This is a genomic window from Corynebacterium jeikeium, from assembly GCA_003955985.1.
Classification (GTDB): domain Bacteria; phylum Actinomycetota; class Actinomycetes; order Mycobacteriales; family Mycobacteriaceae; genus Corynebacterium; species Corynebacterium jeikeium_D.
The window spans coordinates 2,246,123-2,270,520 of sequence record CP033784.1; the positions used below are offsets into that span (position 1 = coordinate 2,246,123).

At 60.6% G+C, this 24,398-nt stretch carries 19 protein-coding genes and 1 riboswitch; of the genes, 5 read left to right on the plus strand and 14 right to left on the minus strand.

All coding sequences use genetic code 11. The annotated features are described in order from the left end of the window. Positions 1–92 precede the first annotated feature (92 nt). From EGX79_09960 to dacB, 13 genes are all read right to left on the minus strand, one after another. Positions 93–1,211 carry a pantoate--beta-alanine ligase gene (locus EGX79_09960; protein ID AYX82469.1) on the minus strand — a complete coding sequence of 373 codons (1,119 nt, stop codon included), beginning with the start codon at positions 1,209–1,211 and terminating at the stop codon, positions 93–95. A 97-nt stretch (positions 1,212–1,308) separates the two neighbouring features. Then, positions 1,309–2,229, minus strand: a complete 921-nt coding sequence (locus EGX79_09965; protein ID AYX82470.1) for a prephenate dehydrogenase/arogenate dehydrogenase family protein — start codon at positions 2,227–2,229, stop codon at positions 1,309–1,311. Between the two features lie 64 nt (positions 2,230–2,293). Next, complete coding sequence (locus EGX79_09970; GenBank protein AYX82471.1) at positions 2,294–3,565, minus strand: hypothetical protein; 1,272 nt, start codon at positions 3,563–3,565, stop codon at positions 2,294–2,296. After that, entirely contained in the window at positions 3,562–4,068 is a 507-nt protein-coding gene (locus tag EGX79_09975) for a DUF3180 domain-containing protein (GenBank protein AYX82472.1), read from the minus strand. The genes EGX79_09970 and EGX79_09975 overlap by 4 nt, the downstream gene beginning before the upstream one ends. 2 nt (positions 4,069–4,070) lie before the next feature. Continuing rightward, positions 4,071–4,583 carry a 2-amino-4-hydroxy-6-hydroxymethyldihydropteridine diphosphokinase gene (gene folK, locus EGX79_09980; GenBank protein ID AYX82473.1) on the minus strand — a complete coding sequence of 171 codons (513 nt, stop codon included), beginning with the start codon at positions 4,581–4,583 and terminating at the stop codon, positions 4,071–4,073. Further along, positions 4,580–4,984, minus strand: coding sequence for a dihydroneopterin aldolase (folB, locus tag EGX79_09985; GenBank protein AYX82474.1), 405 nt, complete (start codon positions 4,982–4,984; stop codon positions 4,580–4,582). Before folB ends, folK begins: the two co-directional genes overlap by 4 nt. Positions 4,985–4,989: 5 nt before the next feature. Next, positions 4,990–5,931 carry a dihydropteroate synthase gene (gene folP, locus EGX79_09990; GenBank protein AYX82796.1) on the minus strand — a complete coding sequence of 314 codons (942 nt, stop codon included), beginning with the start codon at positions 5,929–5,931 and terminating at the stop codon, positions 4,990–4,992. Positions 5,932–6,017: 86 nt separating this feature from the next. Then, on the minus strand, positions 6,018–6,593 hold the full coding sequence (gene folE, locus EGX79_09995) for a GTP cyclohydrolase I FolE (GenBank protein AYX82475.1): 576 nt from the start codon (positions 6,591–6,593) through the stop codon (positions 6,018–6,020). Positions 6,594–6,602: 9 nt separating this feature from the next. Beyond that, the gene (hflB, locus tag EGX79_10000) at positions 6,603–9,281 is read right to left on the minus strand and encodes an ATP-dependent zinc metalloprotease FtsH (protein AYX82476.1); all 2,679 of its coding nucleotides are present in this window, start codon (positions 9,279–9,281) and stop codon (positions 6,603–6,605) included. A 269-nt stretch (positions 9,282–9,550) separates the two neighbouring features. After that, a complete protein-coding gene (gene hpt, locus EGX79_10005; protein ID AYX82477.1) occupies positions 9,551–10,135 on the minus strand; it encodes a hypoxanthine phosphoribosyltransferase in 585 nt (194 codons plus the stop codon). Between the two features lie 121 nt (positions 10,136–10,256). Further along, positions 10,257–11,285, minus strand: a complete 1,029-nt coding sequence (gene tilS / locus EGX79_10010; protein AYX82797.1) for a tRNA lysidine(34) synthetase TilS — start codon at positions 11,283–11,285, stop codon at positions 10,257–10,259. A 37-nt stretch (positions 11,286–11,322) separates the two neighbouring features. Further along, positions 11,323–12,603, minus strand: coding sequence for an amidase (locus tag EGX79_10015; protein AYX82478.1), 1,281 nt, complete (start codon positions 12,601–12,603; stop codon positions 11,323–11,325). 48 nt (positions 12,604–12,651) lie between these two features. Then, positions 12,652–14,148 carry a D-alanyl-D-alanine carboxypeptidase/D-alanyl-D-alanine-endopeptidase gene (gene dacB, locus EGX79_10020; GenBank protein ID AYX82479.1) on the minus strand — a complete coding sequence of 499 codons (1,497 nt, stop codon included), beginning with the start codon at positions 14,146–14,148 and terminating at the stop codon, positions 12,652–12,654. Positions 14,149–14,254: 106 nt separating this feature from the next. Between dacB and EGX79_10025 the strand changes: the two genes are divergently transcribed. From EGX79_10025 to EGX79_10040, 4 genes are all read left to right on the plus strand, one after another. Continuing rightward, positions 14,255–14,734: an inorganic diphosphatase gene (locus EGX79_10025; protein ID AYX82480.1), complete on the plus strand. Its 480-nt coding sequence runs from the start codon at positions 14,255–14,257 to the stop codon at positions 14,732–14,734. Between the two features lie 153 nt (positions 14,735–14,887). Then, positions 14,888–15,184 (plus strand): rhodanese-like domain-containing protein, encoded by a 297-nt coding sequence (locus EGX79_10030; GenBank protein AYX82481.1) that lies wholly within the window; start codon positions 14,888–14,890, stop codon positions 15,182–15,184. Positions 15,185–15,341: 157 nt separating this feature from the next. Beyond that, positions 15,342–16,160 carry a MarR family transcriptional regulator gene (locus EGX79_10035; protein ID AYX82482.1) on the plus strand — a complete coding sequence of 273 codons (819 nt, stop codon included), beginning with the start codon at positions 15,342–15,344 and terminating at the stop codon, positions 16,158–16,160. After that, positions 16,157–20,200 (plus strand): amino acid adenylation domain-containing protein, encoded by a 4,044-nt coding sequence (locus EGX79_10040; GenBank protein AYX82483.1) that lies wholly within the window; start codon positions 16,157–16,159, stop codon positions 20,198–20,200. The genes EGX79_10035 and EGX79_10040 overlap by 4 nt, the downstream gene beginning before the upstream one ends. A 285-nt stretch (positions 20,201–20,485) precedes the next feature. Here EGX79_10040 and EGX79_10045 read toward each other — a convergent pair whose 3' ends face one another. Continuing rightward, on the minus strand, positions 20,486–22,795 hold the full coding sequence (locus EGX79_10045) for a 5-methyltetrahydropteroyltriglutamate--homocysteine S-methyltransferase (GenBank protein ID AYX82484.1): 2,310 nt from the start codon (positions 22,793–22,795) through the stop codon (positions 20,486–20,488). A gap of 38 nt (positions 22,796–22,833) precedes the next feature. Beyond that, a riboswitch (cobalamin riboswitch) is annotated at positions 22,834–23,016 on the minus strand. A gap of 207 nt (positions 23,017–23,223) precedes the next feature. Between EGX79_10045 and EGX79_10050 the strand changes: the two genes are divergently transcribed. After that, complete coding sequence (locus tag EGX79_10050; GenBank protein AYX82485.1) at positions 23,224–24,345, plus strand: Dyp-type peroxidase; 1,122 nt, start codon at positions 23,224–23,226, stop codon at positions 24,343–24,345. Positions 24,346–24,398: the final 53 nt, after the last annotated feature.

Genomic DNA, 24,398 nt, shown 5'->3' on the forward strand with positions numbered 1-24,398 from the left:
TACCGCGGCACCCCTTAGCGTGGCAGGTTATTAGTCGGCACACTATAATACGACAACTTCCCAGCCACGAGAAACTACTTCTAAAAGCCGTTCTACTCGCTGTCCTGCTCAACGCCAAAGCCAGCGTTCTTCAGAGTTTCTCTGCTGGACTCATCTTTCAGACGCGCATCTCGAGCAGCACGAACCTTTTCCTGCAGCTCAGCCAGCTCAGCGGCCTCTTCCTCAGTCAGCTCGCCGTCCAGCCCCGCAGCCGACAGAGCCGCCGACGCAATTTCGGCGTCCTTCTGGCCGAGCTGACCGAAACCGTTTGCCGAATCCGGGCGCGGCGCACCAAGAATCAAGCCAACATTATCAATGAGACGAGTAGTGCCGACCTTCGCAGCAACCAGCAGGCGAGCTTCAGTCTCCTGGCCGTCGCCGCGCAACGCCTCGTCGGAAAGCGGGGCGAGCGCAGCGTCACGCAGCTCCAAGTAATCCAACTCGACTTCAGGCTGGCTGGCGAGCACACCACGCGCGGTTTCCAGCACAGCATCCGCACCACGGTCCGCGACAAAAGCACCAGCAGTCAGCGCGGCGGACAGGGTTACTGCGAGATTGCGCTGCTCCTCGGACAGATAGCGGTTGCGGGAGCTCATAGCCAACCCGTCGGCCTCGCGAATCACCGGTACACCGTGCAACTGCACCGGCATATTCAGGTCAGTGACCATCTGCTGCATCAGGCACAGCTGCTGGTAGTCCTTCTCACCAAAAACGGCATCAGTGCAGTTGGTGATGTTGAAAAGCTTGTTGACCACCGTCAACGCACCGGCAAAGTGCCCCGGGCGAGTAGCACCTTCGAGCTCCGAAGCCAGCGGCCCCGGCTGCACGGTCGTGCGGAAACCGTTGGGGTACATCTCCTTCGCGTTCGGCGCAAAGACCAGCTCAGCACCGACAGCGCGGAGCTTCTCAACGTCTTCCTCCAGAGTCCGCGGGTAGGCGTCAAAGTCCTCCCCCTCACCGAACTGCAGCGGATTGACGAAAATCGACACCACCACAACAGCGCGCGGCAGCGTCTTCGCGGCCTGTACTAGTTCAAGGTGCCCCTGGTGTAGCGCACCCATCGTAGGTACGAGCACCACCGGCCGCCCGGTCTTCCGCAACGCACGGGTGACCTGCGCGATTCCCGCAATAGTCTTGTGAACAGTTGTCTCTCCGGCGGTATAACCCGTCATGTTTCCTCCGCGTTCAGATCTACCGGACCAAACTTTTCGCCCGACGGCAATACCTTACGCCACATCCCGGATGACCAGAACAGCCAGTCCGCTCAGCTCATCGGCGTAGGTACCGCAAAACCTCGTTGGCGCCGCGCAGCTCGGCGATGCGCTCGGCAAGAGCCAGGTAGGCGGTTCCCATTTCCGGTGCCACCGCTTCAATTTCACGTTCGTGCTTGACGACGGTCCCAAGGTCGTCCCGCGTCACCGGGCCAGTCAGCCCCCGGGAACCCCACCTCAAGGCATTGTCCAATGAAGCTTCCAGCAGTGGGCGGAGCAGCTCGGCGGCCTGGCCTCGACGCAGCTCAGCTAGGTCGGTGTCTTCGGCTGCTGTATCTCCGCCGATAGTGGTTGCCAGCATTTCTACTGCATCGACCACAACTGCGCCCAGACCGTTTGAGCCATGGGCCATAGCCGCGTGATAGAGACCGCGGTGACGTTCGTTGATGAACACCGGACGACCGCCGAGTTCACCAATGAGCAGTTCACTGACTGTTTTCGCGAGCTCATCCCCAACAGTGATGCCCCATGGACAGCCGGTCAGGAGCTCGGAGTCGTCGTCAAGCCCTGCGAATGTCATTGCGGGATGGGCGGCGATGGTCAGCGCGCCGGTGAGTGCGACCGGATCGAGCACGGCACGCCCGAGGGAACCAGAAGTATGCATGACGATGCGTCCGGGGCCGACATGGCGGGCGACTTCCTCCGCGACCTCTGCGATGGCGCGATCCGGCACGGCGATGACGATGAGCTCGCAGGTGGAAGCTGTGTCGGCAATGCTACTAACCTGTGCGTTCGGGAGACGTAGATGCGCTCGTGTGACAGATTCTGGTGAGCGCGCGACCACGTGAGTGACACGATGCCCACAGTGCTCTAACGCCTGGCCGAGCGCGACCCCGACTTTTCCGGCAGAAATAATCCCCACCGCCAACCGCGGAGCGGTTGTCCGATGGGGATGGGAATCATGCTGGCTTTGCGTCATGACTGACTAGGTTAGACCAAACCAGCTATGTGCAGTGAGTAGGCCGCGCATACTCGGTAAGCGACTAGGCCTCTTCGTCCTCGCGCTGCTCCCTCTTCTTGCGCATCTGCGCCATCAGCTCGGCAACCGTCAGGCTGCCCTTGTTGTCCTCAGCACGGCGCCGACCGTGGCTTGCAGGCTCCTGCTCAGGAGCCTGAGCCGGTTTCTGAGCTGGCTCTTCTGCGAGGTCCTCATCGCGAATGGCCTGCAGCTGGCGAGTCGGAGAGTCCGAGGCATCGTCCGATTCCGGCGCAGCGAATGGGTGCCGTGCACCGTGTGCCTCGTGAGCACCGCCCTGAGAATCATCCTCTGCGGCGTCCTCGGCCGGGGTTTCCTGCCAGTTGATGGCGCGGAAAGAGTTAGTGGAGAACTTCTCCTTGGAAACGGCTTCGTCATCCTTGGAATCGGCGACTTCGTGGACGTCAACCGGCTGGCCAGACGGCGAGAATGTACGGCGCATGTCGGTGGCCTCGGCGTCTTCAACCGGCGAAGCGGAGGAAGCGGAGCCCGTGCCGCCGTGCTGGGTATGAACGCCAACAGTGCCGTTAGCGGTCATCTCAGCGCGGTGGGAAGTCGCGCGTGGTGTCGGCCGGTCGTGACCGGTCGGATCCTTCATCGGCGAGGCCTGCTGTGGCGAGTCGAGCTCACGCAGACGCTCGGCCTGGGCGCGAAGAGCAACCTGCTCGTCGTCGAAATCCTCCCCCATGAACTCAGCAAGCTGGGCACGCAGTGCAAAGACCTCAGCGCGCAGCGCCGCAATGTTGTCATCGTTGTTACCCTCAAGCGAGTCCAGGTAGTTCTGCTCGAGAATCAGCTCCTGCTCACGGTGAGTAGCCAGCTCGCGGTCAAGCTCCACCTTGTGCAGTTCCTCGATTGTCTCCAACCGCTTGCGCTCCAGCGCAATGGTCTTGCGGTATCGAGTCACCAGCACAGCCCCGATAACTGCCGACCACAACGCCAGCAGCACGGCAACCTTCATCCACCCGGCAGAGGAGGCAAAGAGCATGACGATACTGGCAATCACCGCGAGCACCAGCAGCACAACCATGAGAATGACGGCGGTTTTCTCCGTCATACCATCGGTAGAACTGAATTTCGTCACATCATTGCTCTGCTCATCTGCATATGCCGCATCAGCCCCGGAGTTAGCCCCAGCGGAGTAGCTTTCGAAAGCCGAAGAAGGCGACGGAGACGGAGACTCGGCCATATCCGACGAAGTAGCTGCCGCGTCGCCCTGAAAATATGCGGCATCACCCGAGCGCTTCGGGTCATTACCGGCGTTGGAGAGGTCAGTCATAACTCCCACCCTACCGAGTTAGTTCCCATTTCCCCGCTAGGAGGCGAAGAATTTTCGCCATCAGTTGGCAATTGGCAAACTTTTTCCAGCCACAGCCCCGCCGCAGCGAGCAAAATGCCGGATACTGTGCCGACAATCATGATCGGCCCGTCGGCCTGTGCAGCCGCAAGCTCCGTCCACTTCGGCAAAGCCCACAGCACGCCACCGGCGTACAAACCTCCGAGAATCGCCCCCAACCATGCGGATGCCGTACCGACCACCAGCCATCGCGACAACGTTAACGGCTGCACCTGGCTGCGATCCTGCCCGACCTTCCCCTCTTTCAGCACCGACTTAATCCACCGCGCTGCCGCCACACAGACAGCTGTGAGCAACCAGGGAAACCCCAGGTCCCACCAACTTCGTGGCCCGAGCGCACCGAAAAACTGTGCCACGATCATCCATGACGCCAGCGCGAGAACCAGCGCAGATGCAGCCAACGTAATCGGTGAGGTCGGTTTCATCTCTAGGCCTCTTCTCCATCCGCGCTGTCTGCTAGACGCACTGCGTTTACGTCTTCAGGTGCCAGCTTATCGACGAGTGCTGCGACCCGAACTCCCCCCAATTCGGCATCCGGGTCGGCATCGAGCCACGGCACCAGTACAAAGGCACGCTCGGTTGCCCACGGATGCGGCAGGGTCAGAGTCGAATCGTCAGAGATGATCTCCTCGCCGGAGTTCTTGTCAATGACCTGCACAATGTCCACGTCGAGCGCCCGTGGTCCCCAGTGAATTTCACGTACTCGACCAGCATCATTTTCCAGTTTCCAACCAGCTTCCAGTAGCTCCATTGGTGTCCGGGACGTATCGACAATGAGTACGGCGTTGAGGAAGTCGCCCTGCTCTACCCCACCCCAAGGCGGGGTGGCATAAATTTTTGAGGCTGCGACCAATTCATCGGCGAAGAAGTCCTGCACACCTGTTAGGTTTTCTCGCGCGCGATCCATGTTCGCGCCGATAGAAAGAACTGCGCGAATCATGCCAACCGCTTCTTCCGCGAACGGCGGGCTGTCACCGCAGCGTCATCGAAGTCGAGCGGAATGGGCGCATGTGGTTTGTGAATGGTCACTTCCACCGCATGCAACAGTGGGGACAATCCGCGTTCGGCGCGGGCGTCGTCGTCGGCAAGCACTGCTTCGGCGATCTCGGTCGCGACTGTTTCGATGAGGTTGCGAGGAGTGCCGGTCAAAATCCCGTGCGCTGTGGCTGCAATGTCGGCGTAGTTGACGGTGTCGTCCAGCTCGTCGCTGGCAGCGGCACCGGAGAAATCCAGCCACAGGGTGACATCACAGATGAAGTCCTGGCCATCGCGGCGCTCGAAGTCGAGACAGCCGTGGTAGCCGCGGGCTTTCAGACCTTTGAGTTCAATGCGATCAGCCACTGTTTCTACTCGTCTCCTTCCAGAGCCGCCTCGGCTGGCGATTCAGCAGGAGACTCATCGTGCTGTGCAGCGCGGTTAGAGCCACCTTCCGGATAGTCGCCGGCCGCGGTGTAACCGGTCAGTGAGCGGCCAAGGTTCCATGCCTGCGCCACCCGCACTGCGTCGAGGTTGTCGGCCACATTGTGAACTCGAACCGCCCATGCGCCCGCCGCTGCGGACAGCGCGGAAATTGCGGTAGTCGCGGCATCAGCCTGCTTTGGCGCGCGAGCCTCACTGCCGACGGCGGCGGCGAAACGCTTGCGGGAAGCACCGACCAACAGGGGGAAACCGAGGTCAATAAGCTCCGGCAGGCCGTGGAGGAGCGCCCAATTGTCATCGGCGTTTTTGGCAAAGCCCAGGCCTGGATCCAGGACAATATTTTCCTCGACGATGCCGGCGCCCATGGCACCGTCGACAAGCTGAAGCAGGTGCTCACGGACATCGGCGACAATGCCGTCCGGGTGAGTTTCGGCGCGTCCAGAAGCGGAGCCGAAGCGATCGGTCTTCCAGTGCATCAGGCAGATGGGCACATCGGCATCGGCGCAGACTGCGTACATGTTGGGGTCTGCGAGACCGCCGGAGACATCGTTGATGAACACCGCGCCCTCGGCGATTGCTGCCTCTGCGACACTTGCGCGCATAGTATCGACGCTGATCAGGTGCCCGTCTGCCGCGAGCTCACGGACCACCGGCACGACTCGGGCAATTTCCTCATCCTCGGAAACGCGGTGTGCGCCGGGGCGAGTGGACTCGCCACCGATGTCGAGAATATGTGCGCCTTCAGCGAGCAGCTCGTGCGCATGGGCAATCGCCGCGTCGAAGGTCTTGTACAGGCCGCCATCGGAAAAGCTGTCCTCGGTGACGTTGACAATGCCCATCACTTTGCAGAGCTGATTCTCGATACCCATCTCCGCCGGCTGTCCTGCCTGCGCTTGCAAGGGGGATTCAGTCACCTTGTTGTCCAGCCTTTCCAATCGACCATTTAACTGTTGCGTTAGCTCTTGCGGATGAGCGCCATTGCCTCTGCGCGCGAACGGGCATCCGTCTTGAAGCCACCGCGGACGGCTGAGGTCACCGTGCGCGCACCCGGTTTGCGGATACCGCGCATGGCCATGCAGAGATGCTCCGCTTCAATGACGACGATCGCCGAGGCCGGATCCAGCCGCTCCACCAAGGCATCCGCAACCTGACTGGTCAGACGTTCCTGCACCTGCGGGCGCTTCGCATAGCCATCGACCAGACGAGCGAGCTTGGACAAGCCCGTCACACGACCGTCCTTGCCCGGGATGTAACCAATGTGGGCAACGCCGAAGAACGGCACCAAATGGTGCTCACAGGTGGAGTAAATCGGGATGTCCTTCACCAAAACGAGTTCTTGATGATCCTCGTTGAAGGTCTTTGCCAGCACCTCAGACGGATCTTCAAACAGGCCCGCGAAAACCTCACGGTAGGCTCGCGCCACTCGCGCCGGTGTCTCCTTCAGGCCTTCCCTGTCGGGATCCTCACCGACGGCAATCAACAGTTCACGAACCGCAGCCTCGGCCCGCCCCTGATCGAATTCGCGCTCCATGATGTGTACTTATCGCTCCTCGTTGGTGTCCGGCTTGTCCTGCCAGGCGCTGTTGTCTTCGTTTCGCTTGACGACGCCGTCCTTATCCGAATCGTGCATCTGTGCCCCCTTGTCATCGGAATTGTCGGCGTTCTTCGGGTTTTCCGGACGTTCTGTGTGTTCCGGCTGCTCGTTATCCGGCAGGCGGAATCCGCGCAGCTCCTGCTGTTGTCCTGCCGACGGCATCACCGTAGTCGGGGTGGCATCGCTGCCAGAGTTGTCCTGGCGGTGACGTCCGCCCTGCCTGTCCCACGGCATCTTCGGAGGGGCAGGGATATTCGCGGGGCCGTTGCCACCGTTACTACCCGTACCGGTTGCCTTCGAGCCGAAGTCCGGCGCACCTGCCGGGTAGTTAGCAGTGCCCGGGTGCTGGCCACGCGCGTTGCCCTGGCCTTCCTGCGAACCCGGCTGGTTCTGCCCATCAGGGCGAGGAGTCGGCGCAGGCGCCGGTGCCGGTGCGGGAGCCGAACTGTGCGTGCTGCCGGTATCCTTCGGCGGCCAACCTGGAGCGGTCCAACCAGCCGGCGGTGGGGTGCCACCGTAAACCGGAACATTCGGTCGGTCCTGCTGGGCGCCCGGCAAACCCGGGACACTAGCATTACCGGCACCAGCGGAGCCTGCCGGCCCCTGACCATTGCCGTTGTTGCCCGCGTCCTGGTTCTCCGGTTCGCGGCGGCGCACCGGCGCGAAGATGTTGACACGCTTCGGCGGTTCCTCGCCGCGCTCGATTGCCAACTCCACCGGTGTCTTCACCGGCTCGCGGCCATCGGCCGGGTGCTTAGTGTCGCTATCGAAGAAGTTCAGGCGCTCACGGGGAACGACATCGGTGAAGATAACTTCCAGATCCGGACGACGCAGAGTCTCCTTCTCCAGCAGTTTCTCAGCCAGAACATCGAGAGTGTCGCGGTTTTCCTTCAAGATGGCGTAGGCCTCGTCATGAGCCTTATTGATCAGCAAACGAACCTGCTGATCAATGGTTGCTGCCACCTCCGGAGAGTAGTCCAAAGAGCCGCTGCCACCGCGGCCGACGAACGGGTCGCCCTGCTCCTCCCCGTACTTCACCGGGCCGAGCTCCGGCGACATGCCGTACTCGGTCACCATGGCGCGAGCAATCTTGGTGGCCTGCTCGATATCGGCAGAAGCACCGGTAGTCGGCAATCCGAACACCAGCTCCTCGGCAGCGCGACCACCCATGGCGAAGACCAGACGGGCAAAGAGCTCTGGCAGGTTATACATGCCCTTGTCGTCCTCGGGGACGGTCAGCGCATGTCCACCAGTGCGACCGCGAGCCAAGATGGTGACCTTGTAAACACGCTCAATGTCCTTCAGCGCCCACGCAGCCAGGGTGTGGCCACCCTCGTGGTAGGCGGTGACCTTCTTCTCCTGCTCGGAAATCACCTTGGAGGTACGGCGCGGACCGCCGATAACTCGGTCGACTGCCTCTTCCAACGCATCCGCAGTAATGATGTTGCCGTTGACGCGAGCAGTCAGCAGCGCAGCTTCATTCAGCACGTTCTGCAGATCAGCACCGCTCATACCGGCGGTGCGCTTCGCCAGCGACGTCAGATCCGCATCCGGCCCAAGCGGCTTGTTCCGGGCGTGGACCTTCAGAATTGCCTCGCGGCCCTTCAGGTCTGGTGCGCCCACCGGAATCTGTCGGTCAAAACGGCCCGGACGCAGCAGCGCCGGGTCGAGAATATCCGGACGGTTGGTCGCAGCCATGATGATCACACCCTGACGATCACCAAAACCATCCATCTCCACCAGCAGCTGGTTCAGGGTTTGCTCACGCTCATCATGGCCGCCGCCCATACCGGCACCACGCTGGCGACCGACGGCGTCAATCTCGTCGATGAAGATAATGCACGGGCTGTTTTCCTTGGCCTGATTAAACAGGTCACGGACACGAGAGGCACCGACACCGACGAACATTTCAACGAAGTCCGAACCCGAGATGGTGTAGAAAGGCACTCCTGCCTCACCAGCGACGGCGCGGGCCAGCAAGGTCTTACCGGTACCGGGAGGACCGTAGAGCAGAACACCACGCGGAATCTTCGCGCCGAGCTCTTCGTAGCGAGCTGGGTGCTGCAGGAAATCCCTAATCTCGTCGAGCTCCTGGACGGCCTCATCGGCACCAGCAACATCCTCGAACGTATTGGTCGGGGTCTCCTTGTTCAGCAGCTTGGCGCGGTTGCCACCAAAGCCGAACATGCCGTTCTTGCCGCCTTGCATGCGGCTGAAGAAGTACATGATGACGAAGAAGAAGATCACCATCGGCAGCAGGAAGCCCAAGGTGGACATCAGGAAGGAATCCTGCGTGACCTTGGTATCGAACTTCTCCATACCCTTGGCGGCGGTGACCTTGTCAAAGACTTGGTCGGTCGCACGCGCTGGGTACTTGGTCATCACCTTCGTGACGTCCTCAGTACCTTCGACCTCCACGCCCTTCTTCAGGGTGAGGCGAATTCGCTGTTCACGATCGTCAATCTGAGCTTCCGTGACATTGCCCTTATCCAACTGGGTCAGGGCAACGGACGTATCCACCTCGCGGTATTCCCGGGAATCATCCGCCAGCTGAGTAATAGCAAAGAGGATAATCAGGATGATGCCGGCAACGGTGGCAAACCGGAACACCTTTTTCTTGTCCATACAGTGGGTTCGCTTTTCGCTCTCTACATCTATTAGTTGCTTTTATTAATTGTACGCATCAACGAGTTCTTCTCGAAGACACATCAATGACACAACGTGGGGCCAGGGCTCATGGCACCTGACCCCACAGTAGGCATAACGCATCGCAACCGAAAAAAGTTTCCAACTCCTACTTTTCACAGCTAGAAGACAGCTAGAACTGCGGGAGGGTACGCGCGCAATGCCCGTCGTAAAGCATCGGCACTGTGCAATAAGCGCCGAAGACAGACCTAGCCCTGGTAAACGCGCGGGTGAAGCGTGCCGACGTACGGCAGGTCGCGGTAGCGCTCGGCGTAATCCAGGCCGTAACCGATGACGAACTCGTTCGGAATGTCGAAGCCAACATCCGCAACATCCAGGCTGGTGCGCACAGCCTCTGGCTTACGCAAAAGCGTAATGACCTCCAGGGAGCGCGGATTACGGTTGCGCAGGTTCTTCATCAACCAGGACAGGGTCAGGCCGGAGTCAATGATGTCCTCGACGATCACAACATCGCGTCCCTCAATATCGCGATCCAGGTCCTTCAAAATACGCACCACGCCTGACGACGAGGTGGAGTTTCCGTAACTGGAAACCGCCATGAACTCCATCTGGCTGGGAATGCTGAGCTGACGAGCGAAGTCAGTCAGGAAGAACACCGCACCCTTGAGCACTGCGACCAGAATCAGATCGCTGTCGGCATCCTTGTACTTCTCATTCACACGATGCGCCATCTCGGCAATGCGAGCATGCAGCTCCTCTTCGCCAATGAGAACTGCCTCTACCTCATCGCCGTAGGGGTTTGCGGGGACGTTGAAATCCTTCACATCATGCATCGCATTTCCTTTCCGCACTTCTATGGCGGCGTGTCGATGGAGCGTAACTGCCCCAGTGCAAGTTCAGGGTTATGGCAACCGATTGTTCTCAGCCGCCGGAAGTTGGATTGCGGCACCCTTCTTAAGGCACCGCGGGACGATTCATTACCAATTGTAGAGTGCCATCTTTTCGCTCAACGACCAACCTGGCATTTCTGTCAGCACCATCGCGACCGCGGGTCACCGGCACTTCGCCCTGGCCGTGATAGCGGTGCACGAGCGCCATCACCATGTCAATCTGTTTACTGCTGGGCTCCGCACCCGCCTGCCGCAACCAACGTGCGAGGACACGCACCGCGATGGCGTCGTCAAGCTCAGCCACCCCTCGCACAGACAGGCTCCCGCTTGCCGACGCCTCTTCCTCCCCCAGCAGCGCATGCAGAGCCGAATCGGCGTGAGCGTCCAAAAAGTCATTGTCGACTGCTGCAATCGCCGCAGTCTTAGCGAGATTTTCCGCAACTCCCGGACCCAGCTCCTGCTCCAGCAGCGGCAAAATCGTCTTTCGAACCCGGACGCGGGCGTAATGGTCGTCATGGTTGTGCGGGTCGTGCCACACCTTCAAGCCCAGCTCTTCGCAGCAGAGCTGAGTATCTGAGCGTCGCACACCGAGCAGCGGGCGCAGAATCCGAGTCCCGTCAGACCACGTGAGGTTGTCGCGGATGGCGGACAGCGCTTGCGGACCGCCTCCCCTGGCCAGCCGCAGCAAAACTGTTTCCGCCTGGTCGTCCAAGGTGTGGGCGAGCATCAGCGCCGCACCTCGAGATTGGGCGACCTCCCGTAGCACTGCGTGTCGTGCCAAACGCGCCTCATATTCGGGACCACGGTCGGAATTGTTGTTGATATCGACCGCGATAACCTCGGCCGTAGCCCCCATCCCCCGAGCAATGTGGGCGGCGCGCTCGGCAACTTTTGCAGAGCCCTGCTGAAGCTGATGATTAACTACGACGGCGTGGACTTTGCGGCCGGCCAGCGCACCCTTGGGCCCGAGAGCTTCCGCACAGGCCCCGGCGGTCAGGGCCAGCGAATCCGCACCACCGGAAAGCCCAATGACGACACCGCTGCCCAATTCCTGCCCCACCTGCTGCACTATCGCGCGGACAGCTTGCCGAATGATGAGGAAATGAGGGCTGCGGTCCGGCCAAAAAGGTCTAGCCAACGCGCCCACCACTTGCGATGGTTTCCATCGCGGTAAGCAGAATTCGCTCCTGGGTCGGGCGCGCAATCAGTTGCACCGGCAACCCAGAGGTCGGTTCCACAACGATGCCAGCCGGGAATCCCAGGTAATTCCACGTCGAGACGTAGGGAGTGAAGCGCAGATTGGACAGCAGGTTCACAATCCAGGGCATGCGATGCCATGCGCGAATTCGCGGTGGGTTCTTGGCCAGAGCCGGGGTAATCAAGATGGTGTCACCCGGTAGCTCACGCTCGATGCGAGCGCCATCGCGTGCCACTTGGCGGCCATTGATTGTGAAACGCAGCAAGCGTCCAATGCCGGCGTGGACTCGATTGCGCCACTCCAGGTGATCAGGGCGCGGCTCGTCGCGAAGCTGATCCGCCACCCCCGCAGTCCAGCGCGCGAGCATCGGCAGTGGGTTCAGCGGGTACGGCATGTTCTTTTCCGAGACGGCAAAGCCCTTGTCCGCGAATACTCTCGCCGCCTGTTGTGCCGCATCGACGTACTCCGGTGCAGCCTTCAAACCGAATACGGGCGCAGTGGTGTCCACGCTGACTGCGAAGTTTTCAGGCAGGGTCTTCGCCGGGTCCTCCGCATCCACCATGCCATTTGTGAGGATCTTGGTGATCAGGCGCAAGTCATCGTTATTGACTGTGAGCACCCCTTGGACAGACATTCCGTACCAGTCATTGCCGCCCACGCGCCCCGGCATTGTTCCCGGGGTCGCCTTCAGAGTCGAAAGCCCGCAGCACGCTGCAGGGATACGAAGTGACCCCATGCCGTCGTTGCCCTGCGCAAACGGAACCATCCCAGCGGCGACAGCCGCTGCGGATCCACCGGAGGACCCACCCGGAGTGTGCCCCGGCAGAATCGGATTATCGACTGCCAGCCCCGGCAGCGTCGTCGTCCCCCACGTACAGAACTGCGGATTCACCGTAGTTCCCACCGCGATTGCACCGGCGCTAGTCAACTGCTGGACAAACGGGTTCTCTAGAGCGGTGTTTTCCTTCAGCGCAAATGGCACACCTGCAAGCGGCAACTCCGAGAGTTTCTCGCTTTGCTCGAGTTCCCGCGCAGCCTGCAGAGCCCTATCCGCCCACACTTCGCGGAAGGCATGAATCCCTCCATCCAGTCTGGCGATAGCGTCGAGACTGCGCTGCACGCTGTCCACGGGGCTTAGCTTTCCCTCGCGGACCTGTGCGGCAATCTCGCGAACGGTTGGCAAATTCCTAATCGCGGAAGTGTGAGAGGCCATTGCGGATTCATCTCCTCAAATTATTTTCAGTGGCAAATGAATCTCAGTTTAGATATCCGCAAGGGCGCTCGCTGCCTTATCGGACGCAGCTCTTGCCGGCAACAGGCTCGCCTCGTTGGAAATCAGTGCGAACGTCAGCACCTGCCCCGACTTCGTCACCACATATCCCGCCAACGCCGAGGCTTTATTCAGCGTGCCTGTCTTCGCACGGACGATGCCCGCCCCGGACTGACCAGCAAAGCGCGTCGCCAGAGTGCCGGACACTGCCGCCACCGGCAGGCTGTCCAACAGTGGGCGCAACCGCAACGCAGTGCTTTCCGACGACTCCTGCGACTCCGCCAGTCCTCCCTGCTCAGCCGATTCCACCGGCCCCGCGGCGGAATTGAGCACCTCGGAGAGATGCTGCGGAGAAATACGGTTATCCGTGCTCAGGCCGCTGGAGTCCGACAGCACCGCACCATCGAGAGGAAAACCGTGCTCCGCGAGAGTGTCACGCACGGCACGTGCGGCCCCCTCAAAGGTCGGCGGCAGACCGCGAGAGATAGCCACCTCACGGGCAATGGACTCTGCGAGCACGTTGTCGCTGTAAATCATCATCTCGTGCACACGGGTAACTAGCGGAGCCGACTGCACGAGCGCAACAATGTCTGGGTCCAGAGGTAGTGACTGACCATCCTTGGCCGCATCCTTCAAGCTGCCTCCGTTTTCCGCACCAAGCGCCTTCGCCAGCGCATCAGCTGCATCCGCAGCGGGCGTGGCGCTGCGCTGCGATTCTTCATTCGTCGGATCGATACGACCGGCATCCATCATCACCGACTCCACCGGTGCGATGTAGCCGTCCTCCAACCCCTCGCGCTCCCAGGTCTCGTGGAAACTCTCGGTGAATAGAGAGTTGTCGAGATAAACCTTGCCGACCCCCTCCGGAATGACCACGGAAATCTTTTTCGCCAACTCAGCGATTGAAGCCGAGTCCTGGAAGAACCCTTCCCCGTCCTTGCTTAAGGTAGGGTCGCCCCCGCCGTGCAAAACGATGTCATCAGTCCCCGTGATCCGGGAGACACGGGTGGAAACCCGATGATCTTCACCTAAGTCCAACAGTGCGGCAGACGCAGTGAGAATCTTCATGCTGGACGCCGGCAAGGCCACCGCGGTGTCATTGATCCCCCACAGTTTCTGGCCGGTAGTAGCATCGCTAACAATTCCATGCAGCTCACCGAAGGCTGGATCGGCCGCAGCAGCGTCCATGATGGCGCTGACTTTTTGGGCCAGAGCGCCGTCGTCAAGCGAAGACTGCGCCGCCGTCACAGGAGCAGAGACATGACTGACCGCGGGCGGTGCATCGACAACAATCTGACGATTGTTATTGACGACAACCGCTACGCCGCTGCCCGCTGCGATAACGAGAACACCGGCGATGGCACCGCCGATTTTCAGTCCGCGCGACTTCTTGGATTTGCCGGATTTTACGGAACTGGGCGATTTTTGCGTGCCCTTAGCGGCGGTTTTGGAGCTGTCAGAGTCGGTACTACCCACGGTCACAAACACCTTCTTCCTGAAAACAAAACCTCACTTAAGGTGCACAAATAAACGGTTTTGAGCGGGTTTCGCATAAGATAGCCGTCAGAGAAGTGTACACCGATTATAAGGAGTCATCGCCGTGAGCGTTGAGGTCACTATTGAGATCCCGAAGGGTCAGCGCAACAAGTACGAAGTCGACCACGAGACCGGCAAGGTCTACCTCGACCGCTACCTGTTCACCCCAATGGCCTACCCGGCCGACTACGGCTTCATCGATGAAACCCTCGGCGAGGATGGCGACCCGTTGGACGCTCTCGTGATCCTGCCGGAGCCGGTTTTCCCGGGCGTTATTGTCAAGGCTCGTCCGCTCGGCGTTTTCAAGATGACCGACGAGGCCGGCGGCGACGACAAGCTGCTGTGCGTCCTGGATGATGTCCGCTTCGACCACTACCAGGACATCGACGATGTTTCCCAGTTCACCAAGGACGAGATTGAGCACTTCTTCGTCCACTACAAGGACCTGGAGCCGGGCAAGGAAGTTTCCGGTTCGGGCTGGGGCAACAAGGCTGAGGCTGAGCGCATCCTGGCTGAGGCTATCGAGCGCCACAAGTAAGAGCCACAAGTAAGAATTGCGCTAGCCAATCTCCCTTCCTGGGGCTCGCACCTTTGACGCAGTTCCTGTGATTCAGCGCTACGGCCGTCGGAGTTTTCCTCCGGCGGCCTTTGTGCTTCCGGCGATAAGGTCAGATTGCGTATAGTGCGCACTATGGAAACCGTAAACGTATCTGAAGTACCCGAAGACGCACAGATCATTGATGTCCGCTCACAGATGGAGTGGGATGACGGCCACGCCACCGGCGCCGTTCACATCCCCATGGAAGAGATTCCGTCCCGCTACGGCGAGCTAGATTTGGATTCCGACATTTACCTGATGTGCCGCTCCGGTGGACGCGCCGCTCAGGTTTCTTCCTGGTTGGAGAAGAACGGTATCGACACCATCGTCATCACCGGCGGCATGATCGACTGGGAGCACTTCGGCCGCCCAATGGAGAAAGCCAACTAAATCAACTACAACTGCCCTGCCTACCTGCAGGGCAGTTTTTCATTTATTTACCCACCCCAAAGCACCGACCTTCTAACAATCCGCAGGCAAACATGGGCATTATTAGTTGGCCATGTCCCATTATTGATGGTTCCCCAGATTGTCTAGTATGGGAAGTATGTCTGATTCATCCGTACTTTCCTCGGCGGACTCAGCCGACACCAGCGGTGGTGTGGCAGCCGACGTAGACGCGAAGGTGCCTGCTGTCGACGCACAGAGCGGCACCAAGGCGAAGAAGGCTCGCAAGGGAGCGAAAGCCAAAAACAAGGCCAGCGCTAAGTCCAAGTGCAAGCCCGGCTCCGCAAGCGAACTCGCCGTCGCACCGGCCGCCCTGCGCAAATCCGCGTCCTGGTGCCTGGCGCAGCTCGATGCGGCTGTCCGCGCCAGTGTCAACGCGGCTCTTGGCCGCACTCAGATTGAGTCGATTTCCATCCGCGGTTATTGGGTTCTGGAGGCCATCGCCGATGGCGGCGACATGGCTCAAACCGAGCTGAGCGCGCTGCTCGGCATGGACCGCTCTGACATGGTTCGCCTGATTGACTCTCTGGAGTCGGCAAATCTAGTCGAACGCACCCGAGACTCCAAGGATCGACGCCGCCAGCTCATCGCGCTGACAGAAACGGGCAACACCACCCGCGCATCTCTGCGACGCTCACTCCGCAGAGCCGAACGCGCCGCCGTCGCCGAATGCGCACCCGAGGTACGCGCGCTGCTTGCATCGCTTGCCGACGACTCCGCTGCAAGCCCCGAAACCGATGCCGGCGCGAAGAACCCCGAGGCCGCTATCCCAGAGGTCACGGCCACTGAGACAGACACCAAGGACATGGCGGAGAATAAGACGCAGGCGACGTCGTCAAGCGATGCCCCGCGTCCTAAACGTAAGAAGTCGAAGAAGAAAAAGCGCAAGAAGAAGAATAAGAAGGGGGCTCTCAAGTGACAACCACTGAAGCGAAGTTCCTACGTGCTACGGAACAGCCGCTTGAGCGCACACTCATTGACATTGTCCGGGCGACCGCGCGAAGGTTCCCTGAGGCTGAGGCCATCGATGACGGCGAGGTTGTCGTCACGTATGCGGAATTAATCAACGAGATTGATTCCACAGCTACGTGGCTCTACGAACAGGGCATCCGTCGCGGCGACCGCATTGGTGTGCGGATGCCGTCGGGAAGCCGCGAGCTCTACCTGGCAATTTTGTCCATCATGGCTGCCGGTGCCGCCTACGTTCCGGTGGATGCGGACGACCCCGACGAGCGTGCCGAAATGGTCTTCGGCGAGGCCGGTATCGCTGGTTACTTCGATGCTGAAGGCCTACATTTGGCTGGCTCTACGGCGCGTAATCGCCCCCGCCCGCTGGACTTCGACGCCGACTCCGACGAGGAAGCGACGGAACCGACGCCGCCGAACGCACGCGAGATCATCTCGCAGGAGCCCACTCCTGACGATGACTGCTGGATTATTTTCACCTCTGGCTCCACCGGCAAGCCCAAGGGCGTGGCGGTCACCCACCGCAGCGCCGCCGCTTTTGTCGATGCGGAGGCCCGCTGGTTCTTGGCCAACCACCCGGAAGGGCCGCTCGGCCCGGACGACCGCGTTCTCGCCGGACTGTCCGTCGCCTTCGACGCCTCCTGTGAGGAAATGTGGCTGGCCTGGCGAAATGGCGCCTGCCTGGTGCCGGCCCCACGTTCGCTGGTGCGCTCCGGTGTAGACCTGGGCCCATGGCTGATTTCCCGCCACATCACGGCCGTTTCCACGGTCCCAACACTGGCCGGCCTGTGGCCCGCTGAAGCACTCGACAGCGTGCGCCTACTCATCGTCGGTGGCGAAGCCTGCCCGCAAGAGCTGGTCGAGCGCCTGTCCACCCCTGAGCGCGAGATGTGGAACACCTACGGCCCCACCGAGGCCACCGTCGTGGCCTCCGGCATCGAGCTGAAGCCTGGCAAGCCCGTGACCATTGGTTTTCCTCTGGACGGCTGGGACCTCACCGTTATCGACGAGGAGGGCAACCCCGTCCCACCGGGCACGAAGGGTGAGCTAGTCATCGGCGGTGTGGGACTCGCGCGCTACTTGGATCCGGAGAAGGACGCCGAGAAGTACGCGCCGCTGCCAGCCCTGGGCTGGGAGCGCGCGTACCGCACCGGCGACCACGTCATCATGGATGAGGGCGGACTGTACTTCACCGGCCGCGTCGACGATCAGGTGAAAATCGGCGGGCGCCGTATTGAGCTCGGCGAGGTCGAGGCGCACCTGGCTGCCCTCCCCGGCGCTACTCAGGCGACTGTCGTGGTGCAGAAGACCGGTGCTGGCGACTCCATCCTGGTCGGCTACGTCGGCGCCGGTGGCGACGCCGCAGCCATGGACTACGACAAGTGCATGGACACCCTCCGCGATGCCATGCCAGCCGCGATGGTGCCACGCCTGCACATCATGGATGAGCTGCCGGTTCGCACCTCCGGCAAGGTCGACAAGGCGGCGTTGCCGTGGCCACTGCCTGCACGTGCGGGTGAGGGCGACGTCGACAAGCTGAGCCCTGTGGAGAAATGGCTGTCCGATATCTGGGCCGACGTGCTGTCCGTACCTGCGCCCGGCGCAGCCTCGGACTTCTTCGCCCTGGGCGGCACGTCGCTGGCGGCGGCGAGCGTCATCGCGCGCATTCGTCAGCGCGCCCCACAGGTCGCCGTGCGCGATCTCTACGACCACCCACGCCTGGGAAACCTCGCCGAGGAATTGGTCGCTCGCGGTTTCATCAGCGACGACATGCTTGCCGACGCGCCAGACCCCACCGCTCACCTGGAAAAGGTGCCCGAGCCGACGCCTGTCTCCCGCAAGACCCGTTGGGCGCAGGTCGGCCTCATGGTGCCTCTGCAGTGGGCACGTGGCATGCGCTGGGTAACGTGGCTTGCGATTATCAACTGGGTTATCGGCGGACCGCTGGCGCTACCAGGCTGGTTGGTGGCCGTACTGGCCGTGCTGTTCCTGACCCCGCTGGGGGTCATGCCCATCAACGCGGCGACGACACGCCTGCTCACGCGCAACATCACCGCGGGTGATTACCCGCGTGGCGGTTCGGTACACCTGCGGCTATGGGCGGCCGAACGCCTGGCGGAGAGCTCTGGCGCCCACTCTGTGGCGGGCGCTCCGTTCGTGCTGTGGTATGCCCGCATGCTGGGTGCCCGCATTGGTAAGGGCGTGAATCTGCACGCGCTGCCGCCGGTGACGGGTCTGGTCAAACTGGATGATTACTGCTCGATCGAGCCGGAGGTAGACCTGTCCGGATACTGGGTCGATGGTGATGTCGTCCACGTCGGCGAGGTCACTATTGGCAAGCACGCCCGCATCGGTGCCCGTTCCACGCTGCTGCCCGGCGCGCGTATCGGCAATGACGCTCACATCGAGGCGGGTTCCACCGTCACCGGTGAAAAGAAGGTCAAGGCTGGTGCGCGCTGGTCGGGTTCCCCGGCTCGCAAGGTCGGCCGGTCCAAGCACCGCTTCCCGGAGGAAGTCCCGCCGGCGCGTCGCCACTGGGTGGCTATCTACGGTCTTACTGCTGTGTTACTGACGCTGGTGCCGCTGTCCGCTGCGGTCGCGATGGCTGCTGTCATCGGTTGGGGCACGGGGCTTATCGACGGCACCACCGAGCTAACCACCTCGAATCTCTGGCCAACGCTGGGTAGCGCCGTGCTGTGGGCTATTCCCGCCACCTTCGTCGGTGTTGCGGTGTATGCCCTGCTGACGCTGATTCTCGTGCGCCTGTTCAGCATCGGCCTGAAGCCGGGAGTGTTCCCGGTGCGTTCGCGCGTGGGTTGGCAGTCGTGGGCGACAATTCGCCTGATGGACGCTGCCCGTCACGACCTATTTTTCATCTACGCCTCCATGTTGACGCCGCTGTGGCTGCGTGCACTGGGCGCCCAAATTGGTCACGACAGCGAAGTCTCCACCGCGATCGGTATTCCGAAGTTCTTGCACGTCAAGGACGAGTCCTTCTTGGCTGACGACACCATGGTCGGCAGCTACGAGCTCGGCGGCGGTTGGCTGCTGGTGGGTGACTCCCGCATCGGCAAGCGCGCCTTCCTGGGCAACTCCGGCATCACGCTTCCAGAACGCAAGCTGGCGAAGAACTCGCTGGTGGCCGTGCTGTCCTCTACCCCGAAGAAGACCAAGTCCGGCTCCAACTGGTGGGGTTCGCCGCCAGAGCGCATGCGCCGCGTGGGCACCGTCTCCAGCGATGAGTCGGCGCAGACCTACCGTCCGACTACGGGATTGAAGGTCGCCCGCGGCATCGTCGAGACACTGCGCGTCCTGGCACCGATGGTCTCTCTCATGTTGGCTACGGTCACGCTGTTTATCTTGCAGGCCCTTGGCATGTTCACCGCGGAGTTGGTCACTGCAGGTGGCGTTGGCGCTGCCCTGCTCGGCCTGCTGGTCGCGTGGCTGCTCTCCCCTGCCGTGCTACTGATTGTTGGTGTGCTGGGGCTGCTCATCACGGTCGTGGCCAAGTGGGTGTGCGTCGGCAAGCACAAGCCCGGTGATCACCCACTGTGGAGCAAGTTCGTCTGGCTCAATGAGCTGCAGGATGCATTCGTCGAAATGGTTGCCGCACCGTGGTACCTGAACCCGGCGATGGCCACCGGCGGTATCGCACGCGCGATGCGTCTGCTCGGCGCGAACGTTGGCCACGGGGTGTGGCTGGAGACGTACTGGCTGCCCGAGACCGACCTTGTCAAAATCGAGCGGGGCGCTTCTGTCGGCCGTGGTTGTGTCGTTCAGACGCACCTGTTCACCGACCGCGTGATGACGCTCGACACCGTCCACATCGGACACGGCTCCGTGCTGGGACCGCACTCAGTCGCACTGCCGGCATCTGTGCTTGACGACGGCTGCCGCGTCGAACCCGGTTCTCTCGTCATGCGCGGTGACCATGTTCCTGCGCACACCTCCTGGCGAGGTAACCCAATTGAGCCAGTGGTGGCCAAGAAGTAGCCCGGATTGAGTGGGGGGCTTAGGTAGGAGCCTGGTAGGCACAACGGGCTGCAAATGTGAAACTGTGAGAGTTTATGACACTTTCAAGCCATTTTTCGGACAATTTTTGCTATAAACGCGGTCAGTAACTCCATTGGCCCGCTGCCAGCCATAACCGAGGTCACTAACTCGCATTGGGGCTAAGTAGGGCTAAGTAGCAAAAGGTGCCCACCCGGCGACACGCCGAGCGGACACACTTTTTGCTACTTAACCCACTATTTATTTTGCGGCTATGCAGTTCGCGACTTACTCTGCTAGCTGCAACCGAGCCTGCTGAGCTGCGGCTACCAATACTTTCAGTGAAGCCGTAACCTCTTCCCAACCTCGGGTCTTTAGACCACAGTCCGGATTAATCCACAGCAGGTTGGGGTCAACGCTTTCAAGCGCATCTTCCACGAGCTGGTTGACTTCTCCGTCCGTCGGCACGCGAGGCGAGTGGATGTCCCAGACACCTGGACCAATCCCGCGAACGTATCCCTCATCTTTCAGCGCTGCGAGCACCTGCATACCGTTGCGAGCTGCTTCGATGGACGTGACATCGGCGTTGAGCTCATCGACGGTGTCAATGAGCTCATTGAAGTCCGAGTAGCACATATGCGTGTGAATCTGAATGTCGTCAGTCACGCCAGAGGTAGCCAGGCGGAAGGACCCCACAGCCCACTTCAGGTAGGCGGGCTGGTCCGCTTCATTCAGGGGCAACAACTCGCGAATGGCAGGCTCGTCGACCTGTACGATCTGCGCTCCAGCGGCCACGAGATCTGCAATCTCATCGCGCAAAACCAGCGCAACATTATCCGCAGTGTCACCGATTGGCTGGTCATCACGGACAAACGACCATGCCAACATAGTCACTGGCCCGGTGAGCATTCCCTTGACGGGAAGGTCAGTCATGTCTGCCGCTGCCTTGTACCACTGCACCGTCATCGGCTCTGGCCTGGTGATATCACCGTAGAGAATCGGCGGCCGCACGCAGCGGGAACCATAGCTTTGGACCCAGCCATTGGTGGTGGCAAGGTAGCCGTCCAGCTGCTCCGAGAAGTACTGCACCATGTCGTTGCGCTCAGGTTCACCGTGAACCAGCACATCGAGCCCCAGTTCTTCCTGCTGTTCAATGGCAGATCGAATTTCAGCGAGCATTGCCGACTCGTAGTCAGCTGGGGTCAGCTCTCCCGTGCGCAGCTGCGCACGTGCACGACGAATACTATTGGTCTGCGGGAAGGAACCGATTGTGGTGGTCGGCAGCGGAGGCAGGTTAAGGGCCTCAGCCTGAGCCGCCTGGCGAGCTGCAAACGGGGAACGAGTCCGGTCGCTGGCCTCGATTGCCGCCAAAGCTTCACGAACTTCAGGCTTAACAATCCGCTTCGACTCTGCCCTCGATGCCAGTGCGGCCCGGGACTCACTCAACGCCTTCAAATCCGCGGCATCGAGTTGGTGGTCATTCAACCTGGCATCAAGCGCTCTCGCCAAGAGGGTCACCTCGGCGATTTTCTCATCCCCGAAGGCCAGCCACTGCAGCACCTCGGCATCCTCTTCGCTCGGGTCTTCCGCTGTCAGGGAATACGGCACGTGTAGCAGCGAACAGCTAGTCGACACCGCGATGGGGCCTCGGGCTGCCAGCTTCTCCAGCGTCGCCAGAGCTGCATCCAAGTCGGTGCGCCACACATTACGACCATCGACAATGCCCGCAACCAGCAGTTCCTTGCCAGTCCAATGCGGCAACTCGGAGCTACCTGCTACCAGGTCGCAACCAATGGCCTGCACGCCTGTGCCAGAAAGGGTTTCCAGCGCCTGATCACCATCACCAAAGTAGGTCTGCACCCACAACTTGGTATTCGCAGACTCCGCCACGTCGGCCAACTTCTCGTAGACCTGGCGAGTCCTAGCAAGAGTCACTTCATCGAGGTCAGTGACCAATACTGGCTCATCGAGCTGAATCCACTCAAAGCCCTTATCCCCCAGTTGAGCGATGATTTCCGCGTACGCATCGGTCAACTTTTCCAGCAGGCCGAGTGGGTTCGAACCATCGTCGGTACGCGACAGGCTCAAGTAGGTCACAGGACCAATCAAATGAGGGCGCAGCATCGTTGTGGCGCCATTGTTCAAGCTGCAGGAATCATCCAACCAGTCAGTGAGGTCAGAGGTAAATTCAGTATCGGCTGACAGCTCCGGAACGATGTAGTGGTAATTAGTGTCGAACCACTTGGTCATTGCGGATGCCGGTTGCGTCTTCGTACCGCGAGCGGTGGCGAAGTAGTGGTTGATCCATTCCGGCAGGTTGGAACCGTCCGTTTTCGGGACATCCTGAAAGCGAGCTGGAAGCACTCCGAGCAGCGCCGATGTATCCAGCATGGAGTCGTAGAACGAGCGCCCAATTGTCGGAACCGAGTCGATTCCTACCTTCAACGCTGCGCCAATGTAGCTATTGACAGTGTTGCGCGCCGTCGCGGCCAACAGGCCGCCGGTCGCCGGGTCGCGCCAGTAGTTTTCCAGAGCTTTTTTGAGCTCACGATTACGCCCTATCCGCGGAATGCCCGCGAGGGTTGCGTGAATTGCCATGATCTCGTGATTTCCTCGTCAGTCGTGATCAGCATCGGATATGAAATTGCACAACCGGCAGGCATTCGGACTTGTCATCACTGCAAGATTGGTTATCAACTCGTCGGATAAACCAAAGCTCTGGCAGTGATGCTTACCGTTGCGGGACAGTTCCGGACTTGCACCGGGATTCCCCTGCATAACTCGAGGGCCTCATGCGCGCTAGGCTCAAAACACACCTTGCGCGGAAAACGTGCGATATGCAGCACTTTCCTTTATGAACACCTTCGAGGCGGCTGTGGATGTGAAGTATATCGCAATATACAAATATGTCATTCACTTAGCCCCTCCCCGAGCCTTCGCTTTAGTGCTCTCCTGCTGGGGCCAATGCGATTAAGCTCGTAGTCATAAAAGCTATTCATTCCACCGCTTTCAAGGAGTGACCTCGATTGACACAGGCTTCCGAAACTTCCCTGAGGGGCGCCAAGATTCCGTTCGATGGCCCGGTCCAGTCAGGCGTTGAACAGCCCGGCCAAGCACATCTCCGCCTCGTCGCATTCGATTTGAAGGACGGCGTCGACGCAGCAGATCTGAAGGCACTGTTCTCCTCGCTTACCGACGTTGCCCGCCGCCTCACCCAAGGCCAGGACATCGAGGGGTATCTGGAACCGGAAATGGTTGCAGCCACTGCAAACCTGACCATTACCGCAGGTTTCGGTGAGCGCATCTTCGATGTGCTCGGCAAGCCAGAGCGCAAGCCGGCTGGTCTGCACGATATCCCGTCATTCCAGCATGACATGCTCCGCCCTGAGTGGGGCCAGTCTGACTTCGCTCTGCAGTTGTGCGGTGATGATCTCGTCACCGTTTCGGCCGCGTCCCGTCTACTGGAAAAGAAGGCGGCTCCGTGGGCTCGCGTGAAGTGGTTCCAGAAGGGCTTTTCCTACGCCTGGGGTTCGCAGCCTCACGGCGCTACCCCACGCAACCCGCTGGGTCAGCTCGACGGCACCGTCAACCCGTCCACTCCGGAGGAATGGTCCGAACAGGTGTGGATTGACTCCAAGGACAAGGCGATTAACAACTCCTGCGTGATGGTTGTTCGCCGTATTGCCCTCGACTTGAACAATTGGGATGAGCTCAGCACCGACGAACGCTCCATCGTTATCGGTCGTGACTTCCACACCGGCGCTCCTCTTTCCGGCGGCAATGACGAGTTCGATGAAGAGGACATGGACGCCGTCGATGACCAGGGCGAGTATCTCATCCACCGCCAGTCTCACTTGGCGCTTTCCCGTGAGCAGGATGGTCAGCCTGACGACGCCCTGCGTCGCCGCGCCTATGCCTACGAAGACCAGCCCGGTGAGCCGGCCTTCCCGTTCGAAGGACCGAACGTTGGCCTGGTCTGGGTTGCATTCCAGAAGAACCCGGACAACCAGTTCAGCGCAATCCAGGCCCGTTTGGATCGCGGCGATTTGCTCAATGAGTGGAACCGTCACATCGGCTCCGCTGTGTATTGGATCGCCCCTGGCACTACCCCAGATTCCTACTGGGGTCAGGAGTTGATTGAGGGGTAGCGGCTGCAAGCTGGCAGGCTAAAGTCTGACGGTCTAAAAAGCTGGCGGGCTGC